Genomic DNA, 20,286 nt, shown 5'->3' with positions numbered 1-20,286 from the left:
GAAAATCACTTAGCGGGGCGCCCTGCCCTCAAGGCCTCGGGAAGGGCGCCAATGCCCGGCCGTGAGAGGGCCGGGCATGAAAGGTCGTATTACTCGGCGGCTTCCGACGTCGGCGCCGGTCCCACCTTGGAGTTGTGCAGGTCGACGTTGAGGCCGAGCGAGCGCATTTCCTTGACCAGCACGTTGAACGATTCCGGAATACCGGCCTCGAACGTGTCGTCGCCGCGCACGATCGCCTCGTACACCTTGGTACGGCCGGCGACGTCGTCCGACTTCACCGTCAGCATTTCCTGGAGCGTGTACGCCGCGCCGTAAGCCTCGAGCGCCCACACCTCCATTTCGCCGAAGCGCTGGCCGCCGAACTGCGCCTTGCCGCCCAGCGGTTGCTGAGTGACGAGCGAGTACGGACCGATCGAACGCGCATGGATCTTGTCGTCGACGAGATGGTGCAGCTTGAGCATGTAGATGTAGCCCACCGTCACCTTGCGATCGAAGGCATCGCCGGTGCGGCCGTCATAGACGGTCGACTGACCCGAAGCGTCGAGACCGGCAAGCTTCAGCATCTCCTCGATGTCGGCTTCCTTGGCGCCGTCGAACACCGGCGTCGCGATCGGAACACCGCGGCTGAGGTTGTGACCGAGTTCAAGCAGCTCGTTGTCGTTGAGCGTCTTGATGGTCTCGTCCTCGCCGTAGACCTTCTTCAAGGTTTCCTTCAGCGGCTTGATGTCCTGCTTCGACAAATAGGCATCGACCGTCTGGCCGATACGCTTGCCGAGGCCGGCGCAGGCCCAGCCGAGATGGGTCTCGAGGATCTGTCCGACGTTCATGCGCGAGGGCACGCCCAGCGGATTGAGCACGATGTCGGCGTGCGTACCGTCTTCGAGGAACGGCATGTCCTCGATCGGCACGATCTTCGACACCACGCCCTTGTTGCCGTGACGGCCGGCCATCTTGTCGCCGGGCTGGATCTTGCGCTTCACCGCGACGAAGACCTTGACCATCTTCATCACGCCGGGCGGCAATTCGTCACCGCGCTGAAGCTTCTCGACCTTGTCGAGGAAGCGCTGCTCAAGCCCCTTCTTCGACTCGTCGTACTGCTTCCGCATGGCCTCGATCTCGGCCATCAGCTTGTCGTTCGGCGAGGCGAACAGCCACCACTGCGACTTCGGGTACTCCTCGAGCACCGCACGGGTGATCTTGGTGTCCTTCTTGAAGCCCTTCGGACCGGCAATGCCCTGCCGCCCTTCGAGCAGCTCGGCAAGACGGTTGTAGACGTTGCGGTCCAGGATCGCCTGCTCGTCGTCGCGGTCCTTGGCCAGACGCTCGATCTCTTCCCGCTCGATCGCCAGCGCACGCTCGTCCTTGTCGACGCCGTGGCGGTTGAACACGCGGACTTCCACGATCGTGCCCTGCACCCCCGGGGGAACGCGCAGCGAGGTGTCGCGAACGTCGGAGGCCTTTTCGCCGAAGATGGCGCGCAGGAGCTTTTCTTCCGGCGTCATCGGGCTTTCGCCCTTCGGCGTGATCTTGCCGACCAGGATGTCGCCGGCGCGCACTTCCGCGCCGATGTAGACGATACCGGCTTCGTCGAGGTTCTTCAGCGCTTCTTCCGAGACGTTCGGAATGTCGCGGGTGATTTCCTCAGGCCCGAGCTTGGTGTCGCGGGCCATCACCTCGAACTCCTCGATGTGGATCGAGGTGAAGACGTCTTCCTTCACGATCCGCTCGGAGAGCAGGATCGAGTCTTCGAAGTTGTAGCCGTTCCAGGGCATGAACGCGACGAGCACGTTCCGGCCGAGCGCGAGTTCGCCGAGATCGGTCGAGGGACCGTCGGCGATGATATCGCCCTTCTTGACGATGTCGCCGACCTTCACCAGCGGACGCTGGTTGATGCAGGTCGACTGGTTGGAGCGCTGGTACTTCATCAGACGGTAGATATCGACGCCCGACTTGGTCGGATCGAGATCTTCCGTGGCGCGAATGACGACGCGGGTCGCGTCGATCTGGTCGATCACGCCCGAACGGCGCGCCGCAATCGCAGCGCCCGAGTCACGCGCAACCACGCCTTCCATGCCGGTGCCGACGAACGGCGCCTCGGCGCGAACCAGCGGCACCGCCTGGCGCTGCATGTTCGAGCCCATCAGCGCGCGGTTGGCGTCGTCGTTCTCGAGGAACGGGATCAGCGCCGCGGCGACCGAAACGAGCTGCTTCGGCGACACGTCCATGTAGTCGACCTTGTCCGGCGTCACCGGCAAGACTTCGCCGGCGTGACGGCAGACCACGAGGTCTTCGGTGAAGCGGCCCTTCGGATCGAGCGGCACGTTGGCCTGCGCGACCGTGTAGCGGCCCTCTTCCATCGCCGAGAGGTACACGACCTCGTCGGTGACGCGGCCGTCCTTCACCTTGCGATAAGGCGTCTCGACGAAGCCGTACTTGTTCACGCGCGCGAAGGTCGCGAGCGAGTTGATCAGACCGATGTTCGGACCTTCCGGCGTCTCGATCGGGCAGATACGGCCGTAATGGGTCGGATGCACGTCGCGCACTTCGAAGCCGGCGCGCTCGCGGGTCAGACCGCCCGGTCCAAGCGCCGACAGGCGGCGCTTGTGGGTGATCTCCGACAGCGGGTTGGTCTGGTCCATGAACTGCGAGAGCTGCGAGGAGCCGAAGAACTCGCGCACGGCGGCAGCCGCCGGCTTCGCGTTGATCAGGTCCTGCGGCATGACCGTGTCGATGTCGACCGAGGACATGCGCTCCTTGATCGCGCGCTCCATACGCAGGAGGCCGATGCGGTACTGGTTCTCCATGAGCTCGCCGACCGAGCGCACACGGCGGTTGCCGAGATGGTCGATGTCGTCGATCTCGCCCTTGCCGTCGCGCAGGTCCACCAGCGTCTTGATGACGGAGAGGATGTCTTCCTTGCGCAGCGTACGCTGGGTGTCGGGCGCATCGAGGTCGAGGCGCATGTTCATCTTGACGCGGCCGACCGCGGAGAGGTCGTAACGCTCGGCGTCGAAGAACAGCGACTGGAACATGGCCTGCGCCGAATCCAGCGTCGGCGGCTCACCCGGACGCATCACGCGGTAGATGTCGAACAGCGCGTCCTCGCGCGTCATGTTCTTGTCGGCCGAGAGCGTGTTGCGGATGTAGGGGCCGACATTGACGTGGTCGATGTCGAGCAGCGGCAGCTCCTTGTAGCCCTGCTCGTTGAGCGCCTTCATGTTCTTGTCGGTGATTTCCTCACCGGCTTCGGCGTGGATCTCACCGGTCTTCGGGTTGACGAGGTCCTCGGCGAGATAGTTGCCGACGAGCTCCTCATCCGACAGACGCAGCGCCTTCAGCCCCTTCTCCTGGAGCTGGCGGGCGGCACGGACAGTGAGCTTCTTGCCGGCCTCGAGCACGACCTTGCCGGTATCGGCATCGATCAGATCGTTGACGGTCGAGTAGCCGCGGAAACGGTTGGCATCGAACGGAACGCGCCAGCCTTCCTTGGTCCGCTTGTAGAGGATCTTCTTGTAGAACGTGGACAGGATCGCCTCGCCGTCGAGGCCGAGGGCGAACATCAGCGACGTCACCGGAAGCTTGCGGCGACGGTCGATACGCGCATAGACGATGTCTTTGGCGTCGAACTCGATGTCGAGCCAGGAGCCGCGATACGGGATCACGCGGGCGGCGAACAGCAGCTTGCCCGAGGAATGAGTCTTGCCCTTGTCGTGGTCGAAGAACACGCCGGGCGAACGGTGCATCTGCGAGACGATGACGCGCTCGGTGCCGTTGACGATGAAGGTGCCGTTCATTGTCATGAGCGGGATGTCGCCCATGTAGACGTCCTGCTCCTTGATGTCCTTCACCGACTTCGCGCCGGTTTCCTCGTCGATATCGAACACGATGAGGCGCAGCGTCACCTTGAGGGGAGCCGCGAAGGTCATGCCGCGCTGGCGGCACTCGTCGACGTCGTATTTCGGCTGCTCGAACTCGTAACGGACGAATTCCAGCATTGAGGTGCCCGAGAAGTCGGAGATCGGGAACACCGAGCGGAACACCGCCTGCAGACCCTCGTCGAGACGGCCGCCGGTGGGCTCATCCACCATCAGGAACTGGTCATAGGACGCCTTCTGAACCTCGATGAGGTTCGGCATCTCGGCGACTTCCTTGATGTGTCCGAAGAACTTGCGAACACGTTTGCGACCGGTGAATGTCTGCTGCGCCATCGTGGCCTCTCATTTTCGTCGCCCGCTCTGGGCGCACCGTCCGGAACGCGGCTGCCGCCGCTCCCCGGGTTGAATTTTTCGAACCCGCTTTGGGGGCCGGAGGCTCAGTCTCAGGCGGGAATGTCCTGAATCTGTTCTTCAGACCTTCAAAACGCAAAACGACGCGCGGGGCGCATAGGCGCGCCCGCCCGTCACAACGATCGTCTTCACGGACTGCAAAAGCCCGAAATAGCCTGCTCTCCCAACGGCTTACAGGGAAATCCGGCCTCCCTGCCCACCGCGCTTTCGTGCTGTCGACCCGATATGGGGCGACAATAGTGCAGATTCGAGGGTCAAACCCTCAAATCCCCACACTTTTTCGTGTTCGGCCTACGTCGGGAGGTTCCGTCGCACGCCTTTTGCATCCGGCCCGCCCTCTCGAGGGGACCAAGATCCCGGGCACCGCCTGAAGCGCGCCCGGGATCTCGTACCAGTAAGCGGTGCTTACTTGAGCTCGACCTTGGCGCCAGCCTTCTCGATCTGGGCCTTGATCTTCTCGGCTTCTTCCTTGTTCACGCCTTCCTTCAGCGGCTTCGGAGCACCCTCGACGAGGTCCTTCGCTTCCTTCAGGCCGAGACCGGTGATGGCGCGGACTTCCTTGATGACCTCGATCTTCTTGTCGCCAGCCGAGGCGAGAACGACCGTGAACTCGGTCTTCTCTTCCGCCGGAGCAGCGGCAGCGCCACCGCCAGCCGGGCCGGCCACGGCGACAGCCGCGGCAGCCGAAACGCCCCACTTCTCTTCGAGGAGCTTCGCGAGTTCAGCGGCTTCGAGCACGGTGAGGCTCGAGAGGTCGTCAACGATCTTCTGCAAGTCAGCCATTGTTCAGTTTCCTTAGGTGTAAGTCTGGTTCGGGTTTGAGTTTTGCGAAGGGCGTCAGGCCGCTTCGCCCTTTGAGGCATGAGCCTGGATGACGCGCGCGAGCTTGCCCGCGGGCGCGTTGGCGAGCTGAGCCAGCTTGGTCGCCGGGGCCACGATGAGGCCGACGATCTTGCCGCGCAGTTCGTCAAGCGACGGCAGCGAGGCAAGCGCCTTCACGCTGTCGACATTCAGGACGGTCTTTCCCATCGAGCCGCCAATGATGACGAACTTTTCGTTCGCCTTGGCGAATTCGACGGCGACCTTTGGCGCCGCTACCGGATCGCTCGAAGTGGCGATCACGGTCGGTCCCTTCAGCATGGGGCCGATGGCAACGACGTCAGTGCCTTCAAGAGCAATTTTGGCGAGACGGTTCTTCGAGACCTTCACCGAGGCGCCAGCCTGCTTCATCTGCATGCGCAGCTTCTGCATCTGGGCAACGGTCAGGCCGGAATATTGAGCAACGATCGCGACGCTCGTGGTCTTGAAGACCCCATTGAGCTGTTCGACCGCGTCTTTTTTTGCCGCTCGTTCCACAGCAAGCTCTTTCCGGTTGGCGGTCATCGCGAAAGCGGGACCGCCGGGTTGCACCCATCGTCCCACCCAAAACCTGAACCTCAGGGTCAAAACCCATCGGACACGCGCCGGGCGAGACGACAATTCAAAGCCTGCCCTCCGGGAGCCCGTTTGGGGCCCACGGCGTGTCGAGGTCCGAACCAGACCAATTTCGCGAAACCAGCCTTTAGAGCTGGGTGCGAAGTGAAATCCGGTCTTCACCCGTCTATGCAGGCCATGCGATTAAGCCGTTGAGAAATCGAAATTCCCCGCAGGCGCCTGCAGTCTTGGACAGGACAAGGTCAGCCGGCGAACCGCCCGACCCCTGCCCGCATCCCAACCGGCCGACGGATTTTCCTTCCTTTTCCGGCAAATCCTTACGGACGTCCTGAAAAGGAATGATCTCCTGTCGTGTCGGGTTTTCGGAATGCGTGCACGAACGCGCCAGCCGAGGCCGGCGCGTCCGGAAGCGGTTCTTTAACCGCTCTCCGCCGGCTTGCCAAGAGCAAAATTCGCACCAGTTCCAATTCGTTGCCGGCGGGGCTTGAGGCCGCCCGATAAGGGCCGATTCAGGCCGATTTGACCCCATGGGGCAGCGGCTTGCCCTCGAAAAACGCGCTCAGGTTCGCCAGCACGCAGTTCTGCATGGCGACGTGCGATTCGAGCGTGTGGCCGCCGATATGGGGGGCGAACACCACGTTCGGGAGCGCGGTCAGCGCGTCGGGGGTGTGCGGTTCCTTCTCGAACACGTCGAGGCCGGCACCTGCGATGGCCTTGTCGGTCAAGGCCGCGACCAGGGCCTTCTCGTCGATGACCGAGCCGCGCGAGATGTTGACGACATAGCCGTCCGCGCCGAGGCGCTTCAGGATATCGGCGCTGACGACGTGCTGGGTGTCCGCCCCTGCCCGGACCGCGATCATCAGCACGCTGCACCAGTCGGCCAGCGCCTCCAGCGAGGAGAAATACTGATAGGGCAAATCGTATTTGGTGCGGCTGAAATAGCCGACCTCGCTTTCGAAGGCGGCGCAGCGGGCGGCGATCTTGCGGCCGATCTCGCCCATGCCGTAGACGCCGATGCGGCGGCCGGGCATGCCGGCCTGCGGGCGCATCATCGGCGACTGCTTTGAGGCGGCCCAATCACCGCTGCGGACATATTGGTCGGCGACCAGGATCCGGCGGGTCGTCGCCAGCATCAGTGTCATCGCGATGTCGGCAACCGAGGCCGCATTGGCGCCTGGGCTGTGGCCGACCGCGATGTTGCGGGCGACGGCGGCCCTGAGGTCGACGCCGTCATAGCCGGTGCCGTAGCAGACGATGGCGCCGAGCTTTGGAAACAGGTCCATCGCCTCGGCCCCCAGCGGCGAGCCGCCTGCGGTCAGCATCGCGCGAATGCCGCCGAGCTCGTCCGCCGAAAACACCTCATGAGCAGGCTTGCCACCGGTGTCGAGCAGCTCGAACCGCTCGGCGAAGCGCGCCATCATCGTCTTGGGAAAGCGCGAATAGATCAGGACCTTGTCAGCCATTGTTCTTGTTTCCGGTAAGCGCCGCCACAAACGACGAGGGGCGGAATCGGTTGCCCAATTCCGCCCCTCGCCTCATGCAATTTCCAAACCTTAGCCGAGAATGGTGCCCGGCTCGACCTTCACGCCCGGGCCCATCGTCGAGGACACCGCAACGCGCTGGATGTAGGTGCCCTTGGAACCAGCCGGCTTCGCCTTAGTGACAGCGTCAGCCAGAGCCTTGATGTTCTCGACCAGCTTGTCCTCGGAGAACGAGGCCTTGCCGACGCCGGCCTGCAGGATGCCGGCCTTCTCGACACGGAACTCGACCGAGCCGCCCTTGGCACCCTTCACCGCACCGGTGACGTCCATGGTCACGGTGCCGATCTTCGGGTTCGGCATCAGGCCGCGCGGGCCCAGCACCTTACCGAGACGGCCGACCAGCGGCATCATGTCGGGAGTGGCGATGCAGCGGTCGAAATCGATCGAGCCGTTCTGCACCTTCTCGACCAGGTCCTCGGCACCGACGACGTCGGCACCTGCAGCCTTGGCCTCGTCAGCCTTGGCGCCACGGGCGAACACACCGACGCGCAGCGTACGGCCGGTGCCGTTCGGCAGGGTCACGACACCGCGGACCATCTGGTCGGCGTGACGCGGATCGACGCCGAGATTGATCGCGACCTCGATGGTCTCGTCGAACTTCGCTTTCGCGCGTTCCTTGACCATCTTGATGGCGTCCGCGAGCGGGTAAAGCTTTTCGCGGTCAACACCTTCGCGGGCTTTGTTCAAACGCTTTCCGATTGCCATGACCGCTTACCCCGCCACTTCCAGACCCATCGAACGGGCAGAGCCCTCGACCATCTTCATGGCCGATTCGATGGTGTCGCAATTGAGATCCTTCATCTTCTTCTCGGCGATCTCGCGCACTTGCGCCTTGGTCACCTTGCCGGCCTTGTCACGGCCCGGCGCCTTCGAGCCGGACTGGATCTTGGCAGCCTGCTTGAGGAAGAAGGACATCGGGGGGGTCTTCATCTCGAAGGTGAATGAACGATCGGCGTAGATCGTGATCACGACGGGAATCGGGGTGTTCTTCTCTTCCTTCTGGGTCTGGGCGTTGAACGCCTTGCAGAACTCCATGATGTTGAGACCGCGCTGACCGAGCGCGGGACCGATCGGGGGCGAGGGATTCGCCGCACCGGCCGGGACCTGAAGCTTCAGGTATCCGGTCACTTTCTTTGCCATGTATCACTCCTGTTGTGCCGGCGATTGCCGGCGGTTTCAGGTTCGTGGTCTGGGTCGGATGCGGCTGGCAACCGCCCTCTCCCTCCCACGGCCTCTCTTTGCCGGAAGCCTCTCGGCTTCCCGCGTTACCCGGTCAGACCTTCTCGACCTGACCGAATTCCAGCTCGACCGGCGTGGCGCGGCCGAAGATCGACACTGCGACCTTCACGCGCGAGCGCGCCTCGTCGATTTCCTCGACCACACCCGAGAACGAGGCGAACGGGCCGTCGGCCACGCGCACGTTCTCGCCGATCTCGAACGACACCGACGCCTTCGGCCGTTCCACGCCCTCCTGCACCTGGTGCAGGATGCGCATGGCTTCGGCTTCCGAGATCGGCATCGGCTTGTTCTCGGCGCCGAGGAAGCCCGTAACCTTCGGCGTGTTCTTGATCAGATGAAACGCCTCGTCGGTCAGCTTCATCTTCACCAGCACGTAACCCGGGAAGAACTTGCGCTCGGCGTCGATCTTGCGGCCGCGGCGCACTTCTGTGACCTTCTCGGTCGGAACCAGCACCAGCTCGAACAGCTCCTCGAGCCCACGCTGCTTGGCCTGCTCGCGGATCGATTCGGCGACCTTTTTCTCGAAGTTCGAGTAGGCGTGGACGATGTACCAGCGCTTGTCGGACAGTTGAGCCGTTGCTGTAGCCATCAGTGAATGCCCAAAAGGAAGGTGATGAGGTAACGGATGATCTGGTCGGCGGCGAAGAAGAAGACCGAGGCCACGGCGACCATCACGAACACCATGATGGTGGTGATCGTGGTCTCACGACGGGTCGGCCAGGTGACCTTGGCGGTCTCCGAGCGCACTTCCTGCAAGAACTTGAACGGGCTGACTGCCATCGTTTGAGACGCCATTAAGGATTTCAGGGATCCGAACAGCCGCCTGTGGCCCAGCCCTCTGTCTCGAAGGATGAGCCGGAAAACCGGGCTCGATTGTTCGGGGGGATTTCAAAGCCGCGCCGGAAATCCGCGTTTAACGGGCCGGCTGCGAGTGCGGGGTATCTACTGCGGATGGGGCCAAAGGTCAAGGTGCGAGCGGTCGGCCCCCGACCCGCCCGGCTCCACGGCAGGCCCGCGAGAGCCGATCAGGATCAAGGGTTTATCTGACCCGGACGAAGAGCTCCATACGCGCTTCCCCCGCTCCCGTCCGTGGCGGCCGTTGGTGCAGACAGGGGGACATCGCCAGGGCGGCATGATCAACAAGGGCCGCACCGAGCGCGACCAAATCAAAACGAGGCTCGGACTGGTTAGGGCCGGGCCTCGTCAACCGTTTACGGGCAGGATCAATCGCTACTGAACTGGGGCGATGAGATCTCCGCTGATGGTACAGATGAGGGAAATATCCGTTGCAGCGGTGGCATTAAAAGACAGGGTCGGGAATCGCCCCGGACCTATTAGCAAACGACCGCCGGACTCGAGATTCGTGGCGTAACTATTACCAGCAACAATGGGAGACGGGATTGGCAGTGGCAACCAACGCGAGATTGTAGCACCGCCAACTGTCGTCGAGATCAACAGGTAGCCCGAATTCACGGGAATCCCGGAACGAATCGCGCAATTCACATTGCGGATCATGACGAGCTTGTCTGACGGGGTTTGACCGAAAACGAGCTGACAAGTCGCAGCGGAACTGCAAAACATCGTGGCGGACTCGTCGTAATAGTTGCCGTAGGCGAGTGGTGCTGCCGAAGAATTGCAGACAGCGGCGAGTGAGAAGGCAAGTGCGAATAGGCAAACACGAAGCTTCATTGAACCTCCAAAATAATTCGTGGTGGGAATAGAACGGGAAGGCGGCATGGACACTTTCGAGCCCGCCGCGAGGTAACGTCGGCGGGGCAACTTTCGACGGCCGCGCTTCAGGCTTGCAAGCGGCGCACTTACAGCATCCGCTTCATGATCAAATCCCCCAGCGCCTACCGGCGATTATTGAAGGCATGTGTTTCGGGACCATGTCGTACGCGCGCTGGAATGGTTTCGCGGCCCTCCGCTCCCGGCGCCCACGGTCGCTGGGCTTCCAAGCGGCTGTCCGCAACATCTCGCGCGATGGCGCAACGAAGCTTGTCGCACCAACAATGCCGGCATTAAATCAATGGGATAAAGCGACGCTGGCAGGAGTGGCAGGGTTTCGGTTTCTCAACAATATCAACGGGTGCGATTCACTTTTTTGAAGATCGAACCCCGAAGAATACCCGAGGAATTCGACACCTGAATCGCACCTTCGGTGGGTTCGAGCCCCGACATTTTTGCCCATCTCGCGACAGTCCGGGACAGGCACGCGCCATGGCCTAAGAGTAGTATCGCACCACAAGGCCATTCCACAACTATCTCGCGAAGTTCCAGTCCAGTATAACAATGAGGTTTATCTTGGTGCCAACACGAGAGCGCCGGTTCCAATACGATACTCAATGCCGACGGATGAGGAGTAGATGAGTCAACTAACTATTTCTCGCATTACTCATGTTCTTGAAAGCCAGTTTCAGAATTTAATCGACCTTTCAGATGTGAGGGGCGGATCGCCAGAAGATAAGCAGACCCAGTTTCTAACGCGCGCCTTGGCCGCTCTCTGTATCAAAAGCTTTGCCAGTGTTCCGCCAGCGGTTGCTTCAACGGCTGTAACTGACGGCTTTGGAGACGGTGGGTTGGACGCGATTTGCTTCGACCAGAACACCGACACTCTTCTGCTGGTTCAATCCAAATGGAGCCAAAATGGCAACAAGCCGATGGACCAAGATGGCGCATCTGCTTTTGTGGCGGGCATCCGCGATCTGTTGCAAGGCAAGTTTGAGCGCTTCAATGAAAAGATTCGCGCGAAAGAGGCCGAGGTAAGAGCCGTTCTGTATTCCGACCGGCCGATCAAACTGAGGCTGATTACGGCGCATACGGCTGTCCAGCCGACCCCCCTCCACGTCACGCGAAAACTCGACGACCTGATCACCGAGTTGAACGACCCGGTCCCAATAGCGAGGGTTGATCACTTTGATCAGTCTGGTGTGTACGGGTTGATTACTGCCGAATCTCAGCCGCCCAAAATCAAACTGCAAATACCGCTGAACGACTGGGGCCAAATCGACCGTCCATTCCTTGCTTTCTATGGACGTGTTCACGTTGCCGAGGTCGCCAAATGGTGGAACGATCATGGCAACGCACTCTTCAGTCAGAATTTGCGTCTGTTCAAGTTCAACTCCGATGTGAACAATGCTCTGCAGGACACACTGAAATCGGACCCCGAAAGCTTCTGGTACTTCAACAACGGCATAACCATTGTCTGCGACACGATAGGGAAGAATCTCGCAGGGTCACCGGCGCACAAGCTCGGGCTTTTTACCTGTGAGAACGCCAACATTGTAAATGGCGCACAAACCGTCGGAACGATTGGTAATGCGGGCGTGAGGATACCGGACACGACCGATCCGGATGTTCCCCAAATTTGGGTTCAAGTGAGGATCGTCTCCCTTGAACGAGGCCCACCGGAGTTTGTGCGCCGCATAACTCGGGCCGCAAATCTTCAAAACGCAGTCGGCAATCGAGAGTTTGCTGCGATGGACCCGGTGCAACACAGACTTGCCACCGACTTTGCACTTGATCGCCGGAAGTACGTCTACAAGGCGGGAGAAGCTGATCCGAAGGGGAACGAGGGCTGCAGCATTGTTGAGGCGACTCAAGCCCTAGCCTGCGCTCAGTCTGCCGCATTGGCTGTTCAGGCGAAGCGAGAGATCGGAGCCCTTTGGGCCGATACGGATGCCGCGCCATATACCGAGATATTTCACGACAATCTTTCGAGCACGCGAGTATGGCGGCTCGTTCAGGTCATGCGGGCGGTCGATGAAGAGTTATTGAAATTGCGAACGTCGCCATCGCCAAGAGCTGATATGGTCGCAATTCATATGAACCGAGTGATCTTGCATCTCGTCTTTCAAGCGTCGGAAATAAAACCACTGCTGCACGACGCCGCATCAGAGTCCCTGCTCATAGAGGCGGGTCGGAAGCTTGTAGCCCCGACATTCAAAAGGGTCGCTAGCTATTTAGAGGCCAATCACCAGAACGAATATCTCGCCAGTCTCTGCAAGAATGTCAGCAAGTGTGAGAAGCTGGTGGTCAACTACAATGCTCCCGTAGAGCCAACACAGGGTAGATTGTTCTAGGTCCGAAACCTCTAAACCACTGATGAGGACGGCTTTTCAGCGATCACAGTGCCCGCATTCGGCTAGTTGCCTCGATCTGTGATGGTCGCCAACGGATAAAAAAAATCGCGATCCTCTGGATTGTAGATCGGGTTGAACGTGTGTTCCCAGTCGAAGAGCGGCCTGCCAAAGAGAGTCACTCGTTGCTCGCGGTTCACTCGCCATCGTATCGCGATCGGCTTCGTGTTTGAGTGCTCATATATCTTTATCGCTTGAGGGGCACCGCCTATCGCGCCGAGTTTGTCAAATCTGCCATAAAACGGCCCACCCCGGCGTCTGTCGGTAAACTTCTCATCGCCCAGCATGCCGCAAAGCACATCGAGAGGCTCGTAGTTGAGGGACTTCAGCTTGCCCTCAGCGATTATTGCGCCCAACCGTTCTCGAAATTCGGCGGTATAGTTTCCGATACAGACGCATGTCTCACCCACAGGCAGCTTGAGTCGTCGCTTCTGTTTGGAGTGAGTGAAAGTTTGAAACCGCTGCGTGTGTTTGCTGAAGTGGATCGGGTAAATGAAGAAGCGTTTGAACCTCCACGACCAGCCTCCGAAGAGAAAGCGAGTTGTTTTTATTCCCTGCTCAAAGTCCGCAACGTCAGTATCGCGCCAAGCATTTCTATACAAATTTAATAGCTCCAGCACCCTGCCGAGGAGAGCTGTTACATCCTGACTGCGGTCGGACGACTTATGGAAATCCTCGATGGCGGATTCAACCTGAAATAAAAACGGAAATGCGAGAATTGTTTCGCCGCAGAACGCCAAGAACGCATCGCCCCTCGGCAAAGGAAAAACCTTTTGACAGATATCGACATGGCCAACGCTCGTAAGTCTGCTGTCGCTCGCCACAATCAGCTCGCGCGACATTCCTGATTTTCGAATCCAAGCGATTGAAATTGTCATGTGCCCCGCCGCCCTCTCTTGTTCAGAGATAGTGTCAACGAGGGGGTGCAACTGCAATATCTACAGTCTGCGCTTTCCATCGGCTGATAGCGCGAGGCTGAGCTAATCTAGTTGGGAGAATGCGTTTATCGGTTCGCCTTTTCGTCCAAGACGAATGCGCCGCCTTAATCCATCACGATAATTCGATGGTGCGCCGTTCAGTCATGTCCGCTTCGGGTTGCAATTGACCTCGTCCATGAGTGCCGACGGGGTTCGAGGACTACTGCGTTTTCCACGTCCGAGTCGTGCGACGCGAACTGAGACTTGTTAGTCGAAAAAGCGCCGTTCAGCCCGAAAAAAGGCTGCAAAATCGACAAATCTAGCTTTCAGTTCTCGTGAATTCACCCAGAAGACGAACAGGCTGAATCGCACCGGAATCGCACCTTCACTAAGTAATTGAAAAATATGAGGAAAGAAACAAGGTGGCAGGAGTGGCAGGGCTCGAACCTGCGACCCCCGGTTTTGGAGACCGGTGCTCTACCAATTGAGCTACACTCCTACGGACCCGCGTCGCCATGGGTCACGGCGCTTTCAAGCACAGGGGACGGCCGGATTGCAAGGGTGAAGCGCGCTGGCTTCGCTTGTTTGTGCAACGGCTTCTGGGCCACAGTCCCTTCCCGACAATCAAGAACAATCGGGAGCCCCATGACTGCCCAAGCGACGACCGCCACCGCCACCCGCCCCTCGACCGCGCCGAAAACCCCGCTCCTCCCCGAAGCCAAGCCCGAAACGCTGGGCCTGTCGCGCCCCCGCCTCCAGGCGATGTCGGACGCCTTCAAGCGCGAGATCGACAGGGGAACCGTGCCCGGGGTGACCGTGCTGGTGGCCCGGCGCGGCCAGGTCGGCTGGTTCGAGGCGCTCGGCAAGCAGGGCCCGGCGGGGCCGGCGATGGCGCTTGATTCGATCTTCCGGATCTTCTCGATGACCAAGCCGATCGTCTCGGTCGGGATCATGGCGCTGGTCGAAGACGGCCATCTCGTGCTTGGCGATCCCGTCGCCAAGTTCATCCCGGAGTTCGCAGACCAGAAGGTCGGCGTCGTCAGCGGCGGCAGGCTGGAACTGGTTCCGCCGAAGCGGCCGATGACGGTGCAGGACCTGCTCCGCCACACCTCGGGCCTGACCTATGAGCACCAGGGCGACGGCCCGGTGCACAAGCTCTATCAGGAGTCCCGCGTCCGCAGCCGCAAGATCACCAATGCCGAGCACGCCGCGCTGGTGGCGAGCTTCCCGCTGGTCTGCCATCCCGGCGAGGAGTTCAACTACAGCCGCTCCACCGACATCCTCGGCCGCATCATCGAGGTCGTCAGCGGCAAGTCGCTCGGCGCCTTCCTCACCGAGCGCGTCCTCGCGCCGCTGCAGATGACCGAGACCGGCTTCTCCACCAGCGAAGCCAATGCCAACAGGCTCGCCCAGCCGTTCGAAGCCGATCCCTGGACCGGTGACAAGGTCGCCCTCTTCAACATGCTTGAGCAGCCGATCATGGAGTCCGGCGGCGGCGGTCTGGTCTCGACAACAATGGACTATGCCCGCTTCGCGCTGATGCTGCGCAACGGCGGCACGCTCGACAGTAACAGGATCATCGGCCGCAAGACGCTGGAGCTGATGGCGTCCGATCACCTCGGACCTGACGTCGTGACCAACGGCACGCTGCTGTCACCCGGCCACGGCTTCGGTCTCGGCTTTGCGGTGCGCCGCGAGGCCGGCATCGCGCCCTTCCCCGGCAGCGTCGGCCAGTATTTCTGGAGCGGCATTGCGGGGACGTTCTTCTGGATCGATCCGAAGGAGGATCTGTTCACGGTGTTCATGACGCAGGGCCCGGGACAACGTGATTTTACGCGGACCTTGGTGCGGGATCTGGTTTACGCGGCGGTGGATTGATCTTGCGTGCCCCGGACGCGACGCAGCGCGTAGCGGTGCGTCGCAGAGCCGGGGCCCATGTCTCCGCTTTACACTCGGCTTTCTGGGTCCCGGCTCAGCAGTGCGGTACTACGCACCGCACTGCGTCCGGGACACGAGACCGTCAACTAATCGTCGCGCCGCCGTCGATCACCATGGTCTGGCCGGTCATGAAGTCGCCGGCCTTCGAGCCCAGGAACACCGCGGCGCCCGCGATCTCGTCGGGGATGCCGATGCGCAGCAGCGGCGAGCGCGAGGTCGAGGCCTTCAAATTATCCGGATTGTCCCACAGCGCTTTGGCGAAGTCGGTCTTGATCAGGCCGGGCGCGATGCAGTTCACGCGGATGTTATGCTTGCCGTACTCGCAGGCGAGGTTGCGCGCGAGCTGCATGTCGGCGGCCTTCGAGATCGCGTAGGCGCCGAGGATGGTCGAGCCTTTCAATCCGCCGATCGAGGAGACGATGATGACCGAGCCGTCCTTGCGCTCGATCATTTGCGGCACCACCATCGAGATCAGCCAGTTGTTGGCGACGATGTTGTTGTCGAGGATCTTGCGGAACTGATCGTCGGAGATGCCGGCGAGCGGACCGTAATACGGGTTCGACGCAGCGTTGCAGACCAGCACGTCGATCTTGCCGAAGGCGCGGTTGCTTTCGTCGACGAGGTTCTGCAGATTTTCCTTCGACGAGATGTTGGCGGCGACCGCGACCGCGGTGCCCTTGCCGAACTTGTCGTTGATGTCCTTCGCGACCTGCTCGCACACGTCAGCCTTGCGCGAGGAGATCACGACCTTGGCGCCGTGCTCGGCCATGCGCTCGGCGATCGCAAGCCCGATGCCGCGCGTCGAGCCGGTGATGACGGCGACTTTCCCCTTCATGTCGAACAAGGTCATGTTTCTCTCCCAGAGTATGATTTGATTGCTTGAACCTTACGCCGCGTCCGCGCGCGCGGACAGTGGCTCTAGGCGAGCTTCTTGACTTCCGGCCCCGCCGGCTGATGCATCTCCGCGTGCGCATCATCGGCGATCCAGGGCTGCTGGTTCACCATCGGCAGCCGCCAGACCGAGCGCTCGGGGCTTGTGAAATAATCGAGCCGCGTGATCGACACGTTGTCGATGTCGAACGACAGCGCCCGCTCCACCTGGCCGTCGAGTGCGAGGCCGATCGCCGCCTTGATGGTGCCGCCATGCGCGACCGCGATCACGTCCTGCCCGGCCGCCTCATTGTTGATCCGCTCTACGGTACGGCGTGTGCGGTTGTAGAGATCCATGAAACTCTCGCCGCCGGGCGCGGGCTCGTTGATGTCGGCGAACCAGCTCGAGCCGACGGGACGGCTGGCGATGAATTCGGCGCGGTTCATGCCCTGCCAGCGGCCGAGATTCTGCTCGGCGAGATCCGCCTCCCATTTCATCGACGCCGGCCGCGGATAGCCCGCATCCCAGATCGCTTCGGCCGTTTGATGCGTGCGCATCAGATTGCTCGAATACCAGACCGCCTTGCGTGGCAGCACCTTGGCAACAGCGTTGAACACGTAGGTATCACTGGTGTCACAGGCGAGATCGCTCTGTCCGTAGATGTTGCCGCCGTCATTGCGCACCGGCGCATGACGAACCCACCACCACCGTGTCGTGACCACTTTCGGCTTGTCTGCGGTTGTCATGAGCCTCTTCCATCCCGTGTGATGTCGCTGTACGTCAGGTGTGAACGTGTCTCAAGACACTTTACCGTTTGAAATTCTGTTTGAAATTCCGTCGCGCGGCAAGCGTCGCGACGAACCAAAGGGAGAAACGCATGGGCCGTCTGCAAGGCAAATCCGTCATCATCACCGGCGCCGGCAGCGGCATCGGCCGTGCGGCCGCGCTGCTGTTCACCAGGGAAGGCGCAAAGCTGATCGCGGTCGACCGCACCGAGGCGGTGAAGGAGACCGTCGACAAGGTGAAGAAGGCCGGCGGCATTGCGGAAGCGATGATCGCCGATGCCGGCTCCGAGAAGGACGTCATCGCCGTGATCGACAAGGCGGTGAAGACGCACGGACGGCTCGACGTGATCTGGGCCAATGCCGGCGTCTCCGGCGGGCTCGTTCCGCTCGGCGAGCAGACCGTGGAACAGTGGCAGGAGGTGCTGCGCGTCAATCTGATCGGGCCGTTCCTCGCGGTGAAGCATGCGATGCCGCACATGGTGAAGCAGCAGTCCGGCGCGATCGTGCTGACCGCATCGGTCGCGGGCCTCAAGGCCGGCGCGAGCGGACATCCCTATGCCGCAAGCAAGGCCGGCGTGATCAGCCTGGTGCAGACCACGGCGTATTCGCTCACCGGCACCGGCGTGCGCATCAACGCAGTGTGCCCCGGCCTGATCGAAACCGGCATGACCAAGCCGATCTTCGACCGCGCCAAGGAGCGCGGCACCCAGGACAAGATCGGCCAGCTCAATCCCCTCAAGCGCCCCGGCCAGCCGCACGAGCTCGCCGCGATGGGACTGTTCTTGGCCAGCGACGAGGCGTCGTATGTGAACGGCCAGGCGTTCCCGGTGGACGGCGGCCTGACCGCGTCGATGCCGTATACGGGCAAGCCGGTTTAGCGGCGCCTTCACTAAGGCCCCGTCATCCTGAGGTGCGAGCCACGGGACGCAACGCGTCCCGTGGGGAGCCTCGAAGGATGAGCGGCCCGGATGCAGCGGGGCCGTCGCCCTTCGAGGCCTCCGCTTCGCTCCGGCACCTCAGGGTGACGGTGATAGATTGTTGCTCGCGACAACATCCGCATTCGATCGTCAACTATGGACACACCTTCGCATCCTCGCGGCTGATCTCGCCCGAGCTTTGCTTCGTCGCCTCACCCCCTATTGAAAGAGGGCGCAGGGAAGGCCGGGAGCCGGCTGGCTCCCATTGACCGCCATGCCCAAAGTAGGTTGCGCTACAATGCACAGCGGGAAACAGGGCAGCCGGAGCATCCCGGCCTTCCCTGCGCGATGGTTGGAACGGCTTATGTCGTGCGCTCCCCGGGGAGCGATGCACTATTGCCCCCGTCGCCTTGCCGATGGCTGATGCGCATATCCGGTTGGACAGCCCGCATCACCACAAGGCTTGACGCACAGACCCCGGGCGTCAGGACCACACGATTTTGCCGTACGCGGAGCGCATCTGTCGTTGGCGCGAGGTCTTCGCTCACGGTTGCCCGCCCTGCGAAGCTTTTTCGCGCCGATGTGGCCCACGTCCACCGCCGCCCGGCCCGCGTTCGTGACGATCGCGATACGCCCCTCTTCCTTGGGCCGGGTTGTCGCGACACATACGCCGTTTCCGAATTTCGGTAAAGTGGAATATTTTTGGCGGGCAGCCTCGACCAATGGATGGGGTGTTTTGCCCGTCGGGCAACGCAAGGTCTCGTAGCCCGGATGAGCGAAGCGACATCCGGGATTCGCGGTACGAGCGGTCCCGGGTGTCGCTTCGCTCACCCGGGCTACGGGCCTGTGTTGATTTGCGCCACCTGCCCCCGCGTTGGTATGGTTCGTGCAAGCAACCTCAGCCTCTGCAATCTCCGACAGAAAAGACAATGCCAAACCCGATCTTCCCGAGTTCCAGACCCGATCGCATCCGCCACCTCCTCGCCGACCTCGTCGGCTTCGACACGATCAGCGATCGCACCAACCTGCCCCTGATCACCCACATCGAGAGCTATCTCGCTTTCCTCGGCGTCAAAGGAGAGCGCATCGTCGACGTAACAGGGCAGAAGGCCTCGCTGTGGGTCACGATCGGGCCGGAAGACCGGCCGGGCCTCGTGCTGTCGGGCCACACCGACGTCGTGCCTGTCGTCGGCCAGGACTGGAGCCACGATCCGTTCAAGCTGGTCGAGCGCGACGGCAAGCTGTATGGCCGCGGCACCACCGACATGAAGGGCTTTGTCGCCGTGTGCCTCGCCATGGTGCCGGAGATGCTGGAGGCGAAGCTGACCACGCCGATCCATCTCGCGATCTCCTATGACGAGGAGATCGGCTGCGTCGGCGTACGCCCGATGCTGCACGAGGTCGCGAAGAAACGGATCAAACCGCTCGGCGCCTTCATCGGCGAGCCGACCGAGATGAAGGTCATCATCGGCCACAAGGGCAAGCACGGCGTGCGCGCGACGTTCCAGGGCCTCGCCCGCCACTCCTCGATCGCGCCCGACGGCGTCAACGCGATCGAATATGCCGCCGAGTTGATCATCGAGATCCGCCGCCGCGCGGTGAAGCTCGCAGGCCAGGCCGAACGCAACAGCCTCTACGACGTGCCGCATTCGACGCTGCTCACCAGCATCGTGCATGGCGGCGCCGCGCTGAACATCGTGCCCGACACCTGCACAGTGGATTTCGAATGCCGCGGCATCGGCATCACGGAGTCCAGGGAGGTGACGGATGCGATCGTCGCCTGGGCGAAAGCCGAGCTCGAGCCCGCGATGAAGGCGAGACATCCCGAATGCGGCATCGATTTCGAGGAGATCCTCGACTACCCCGCGCTCGACACGAAAGCCGATGACGCGATCGTCACGCTCGCCAAGAGCCTCGCCGGCCGCAACGAGCACGCCAAGGTCGCCTTCGGCACCGAAGCCAGCCTGTTCGCCAGCATGGCCGATATCCCCTCGGTGGTGATCGGCCCGGGCTCGATCGCGCAGGCGCACACGCCGGACGAGTTCGTGGAGATGGCGGAGCTGGAGAAATGCGCGGGCTTCGTGGAGAAGCTGATCGCGTATTGCGCCAAGGCGGCGTCGTAGGCGCCGTAGGGTGGGCAAAGCGAAAGCGTGCCCACCATTTTCACCGCGATCGCCGAACGAACATGGTGGGCACAGCGCTACGCGCTTTTGCCCACC

At 61.6% G+C, this 20,286-nt stretch carries 16 protein-coding genes and 1 tRNA gene; 4 read left to right on the top strand and 13 right to left on the bottom strand.

Annotated features, from left to right (window positions below; translation table 11 throughout):
* Positions 1 to 89: 89 nt before the first annotated feature.
* From rpoB to RAD16_RS21170, 9 genes are all read right to left on the bottom strand, one after another.
* On the bottom strand, positions 90 to 4,208 hold the full coding sequence (gene rpoB, locus RAD16_RS21210; protein ID WP_458159827.1) for a DNA-directed RNA polymerase subunit beta: 4,119 nt from the start codon (positions 4,206 to 4,208) through the stop codon (positions 90 to 92).
* Positions 4,209 to 4,691: 483 nt separating this feature from the next.
* Positions 4,692 to 5,069: a 50S ribosomal protein L7/L12 gene (gene rplL / locus RAD16_RS21205; RefSeq protein ID WP_061026886.1), complete on the bottom strand. Its 378-nt coding sequence runs from the start codon at positions 5,067 to 5,069 to the stop codon at positions 4,692 to 4,694.
* A gap of 54 nt (positions 5,070 to 5,123) precedes the next feature.
* Positions 5,124 to 5,642 carry a 50S ribosomal protein L10 gene (rplJ, locus tag RAD16_RS21200; protein ID WP_458159890.1) on the bottom strand — a complete coding sequence of 173 codons (519 nt, stop codon included), beginning with the start codon at positions 5,640 to 5,642 and terminating at the stop codon, positions 5,124 to 5,126.
* A 587-nt stretch (positions 5,643 to 6,229) separates the two neighbouring features.
* Positions 6,230 to 7,183 carry a 2-hydroxyacid dehydrogenase gene (locus RAD16_RS21195; protein WP_458159826.1) on the bottom strand — a complete coding sequence of 318 codons (954 nt, stop codon included), beginning with the start codon at positions 7,181 to 7,183 and terminating at the stop codon, positions 6,230 to 6,232.
* Between the two features lie 90 nt (positions 7,184 to 7,273).
* Positions 7,274 to 7,966 carry a 50S ribosomal protein L1 gene (rplA, locus tag RAD16_RS21190; protein WP_326900376.1) on the bottom strand — a complete coding sequence of 231 codons (693 nt, stop codon included), beginning with the start codon at positions 7,964 to 7,966 and terminating at the stop codon, positions 7,274 to 7,276.
* 6 nt (positions 7,967 to 7,972) lie between these two features.
* A complete protein-coding gene (gene rplK / locus RAD16_RS21185) occupies positions 7,973 to 8,401 on the bottom strand; it encodes a 50S ribosomal protein L11 (RefSeq protein WP_008136439.1) in 429 nt (142 codons plus the stop codon).
* A 133-nt stretch (positions 8,402 to 8,534) separates the two neighbouring features.
* Positions 8,535 to 9,089, bottom strand: a complete 555-nt coding sequence (gene nusG / locus RAD16_RS21180; protein WP_007602985.1) for a transcription termination/antitermination protein NusG — start codon at positions 9,087 to 9,089, stop codon at positions 8,535 to 8,537.
* Complete coding sequence (secE, locus tag RAD16_RS21175; protein ID WP_027564420.1) at positions 9,089 to 9,280, bottom strand: preprotein translocase subunit SecE; 192 nt, start codon at positions 9,278 to 9,280, stop codon at positions 9,089 to 9,091. Before secE ends, nusG begins: the two co-directional genes overlap by 1 nt.
* 450 nt (positions 9,281 to 9,730) lie before the next feature.
* Positions 9,731 to 10,189 carry a hypothetical protein gene (locus RAD16_RS21170; protein WP_458159825.1) on the bottom strand — a complete coding sequence of 153 codons (459 nt, stop codon included), beginning with the start codon at positions 10,187 to 10,189 and terminating at the stop codon, positions 9,731 to 9,733.
* 677 nt (positions 10,190 to 10,866) lie between these two features.
* Here RAD16_RS21170 and RAD16_RS21165 point away from each other — a divergent pair.
* Positions 10,867 to 12,582, top strand: a complete 1,716-nt coding sequence (locus tag RAD16_RS21165; RefSeq protein WP_458159824.1) for an AIPR family protein — start codon at positions 10,867 to 10,869, stop codon at positions 12,580 to 12,582.
* Between the two features lie 62 nt (positions 12,583 to 12,644).
* Here RAD16_RS21165 and RAD16_RS21160 read toward each other — a convergent pair whose 3' ends face one another.
* The gene (locus RAD16_RS21160; protein ID WP_458159823.1) at positions 12,645 to 13,517 is read right to left on the bottom strand and encodes a hypothetical protein; all 873 of its coding nucleotides are present in this window, start codon (positions 13,515 to 13,517) and stop codon (positions 12,645 to 12,647) included.
* A 462-nt stretch (positions 13,518 to 13,979) separates the two neighbouring features.
* Positions 13,980 to 14,055 (bottom strand) — tRNA-Trp (locus RAD16_RS21155).
* 146 nt (positions 14,056 to 14,201) lie between these two features.
* Between RAD16_RS21155 and RAD16_RS21150 the strand changes: the two genes are divergently transcribed.
* Positions 14,202 to 15,434 (top strand): serine hydrolase domain-containing protein, encoded by a 1,233-nt coding sequence (locus RAD16_RS21150; RefSeq protein ID WP_458159822.1) that lies wholly within the window; start codon positions 14,202 to 14,204, stop codon positions 15,432 to 15,434.
* A 142-nt stretch (positions 15,435 to 15,576) separates the two neighbouring features.
* On the opposite strand, the gene RAD16_RS21145 is transcribed toward RAD16_RS21150, so the two are convergent.
* Together RAD16_RS21145 and RAD16_RS21140 are read right to left on the bottom strand one after the other, a co-directional pair.
* Complete coding sequence (locus RAD16_RS21145; RefSeq protein WP_458159821.1) at positions 15,577 to 16,344, bottom strand: SDR family NAD(P)-dependent oxidoreductase; 768 nt, start codon at positions 16,342 to 16,344, stop codon at positions 15,577 to 15,579.
* A gap of 68 nt (positions 16,345 to 16,412) precedes the next feature.
* Complete coding sequence (locus tag RAD16_RS21140) at positions 16,413 to 17,111, bottom strand: histidine phosphatase family protein (RefSeq protein WP_458159820.1); 699 nt, start codon at positions 17,109 to 17,111, stop codon at positions 16,413 to 16,415.
* A 131-nt stretch (positions 17,112 to 17,242) separates the two neighbouring features.
* Between RAD16_RS21140 and RAD16_RS21135 the strand changes: the two genes are divergently transcribed.
* The gene (locus RAD16_RS21135) at positions 17,243 to 18,028 is read left to right on the top strand and encodes an SDR family NAD(P)-dependent oxidoreductase (RefSeq protein WP_458159819.1); all 786 of its coding nucleotides are present in this window, start codon (positions 17,243 to 17,245) and stop codon (positions 18,026 to 18,028) included.
* A gap of 968 nt (positions 18,029 to 18,996) precedes the next feature.
* Entirely contained in the window at positions 18,997 to 20,190 is a 1,194-nt protein-coding gene (argE, locus tag RAD16_RS21130; protein ID WP_458159818.1) for an acetylornithine deacetylase, read from the top strand.
* Positions 20,191 to 20,286: the final 96 nt, after the last annotated feature.

This window comes from Bradyrhizobium sp. 18BD (assembly GCF_054185225.1).
The sequence above is the reverse complement of the archived record's forward strand: the minus strand, read 5'-3'. Positions and strand labels throughout refer to the sequence as shown.

Bases quoted from the DNA above. Each gene is read 5' to 3' on its own strand.
- rpoB (WP_458159827.1), bottom strand. From the start codon at position 4,208: ATGGCGCAGCAGACATTCACCGGTCGCAAACGTGTTCGCAAGTTCTTC.
- rplL (WP_061026886.1), bottom strand. From the start codon at position 5,069: ATGGCTGACTTGCAGAAGATCGTTGACGACCTCTCGAGCCTCACCGTG.
- RAD16_RS21195 (WP_458159826.1), bottom strand. From the start codon at position 7,183: ATGGCTGACAAGGTCCTGATCTATTCGCGCTTTCCCAAGACGATGATG.
- rplA (WP_326900376.1), bottom strand. From the start codon at position 7,966: ATGGCAATCGGAAAGCGTTTGAACAAAGCCCGCGAAGGTGTTGACCGC.
- rplK (WP_008136439.1), bottom strand. From the start codon at position 8,401: ATGGCAAAGAAAGTGACCGGATACCTGAAGCTTCAGGTCCCGGCCGGT.
- nusG (WP_007602985.1), bottom strand. From the start codon at position 9,089: ATGGCTACAGCAACGGCTCAACTGTCCGACAAGCGCTGGTACATCGTC.
- secE (WP_027564420.1), bottom strand. From the start codon at position 9,280: ATGGCAGTCAGCCCGTTCAAGTTCTTGCAGGAAGTGCGCTCGGAGACC.
- RAD16_RS21170 (WP_458159825.1), bottom strand. From the start codon at position 10,189: ATGAAGCTTCGTGTTTGCCTATTCGCACTTGCCTTCTCACTCGCCGCT.
- RAD16_RS21165 (WP_458159824.1), top strand. From the start codon at position 10,867: ATGAGTCAACTAACTATTTCTCGCATTACTCATGTTCTTGAAAGCCAG.
- RAD16_RS21160 (WP_458159823.1), bottom strand. From the start codon at position 13,517: ATGACAATTTCAATCGCTTGGATTCGAAAATCAGGAATGTCGCGCGAG.
- RAD16_RS21150 (WP_458159822.1), top strand. From the start codon at position 14,202: ATGACTGCCCAAGCGACGACCGCCACCGCCACCCGCCCCTCGACCGCG.
- RAD16_RS21145 (WP_458159821.1), bottom strand. From the start codon at position 16,344: ATGACCTTGTTCGACATGAAGGGGAAAGTCGCCGTCATCACCGGCTCG.
- RAD16_RS21140 (WP_458159820.1), bottom strand. From the start codon at position 17,111: ATGACAACCGCAGACAAGCCGAAAGTGGTCACGACACGGTGGTGGTGG.
- RAD16_RS21135 (WP_458159819.1), top strand. From the start codon at position 17,243: ATGGGCCGTCTGCAAGGCAAATCCGTCATCATCACCGGCGCCGGCAGC.
- argE (WP_458159818.1), top strand. From the start codon at position 18,997: ATGCCAAACCCGATCTTCCCGAGTTCCAGACCCGATCGCATCCGCCAC.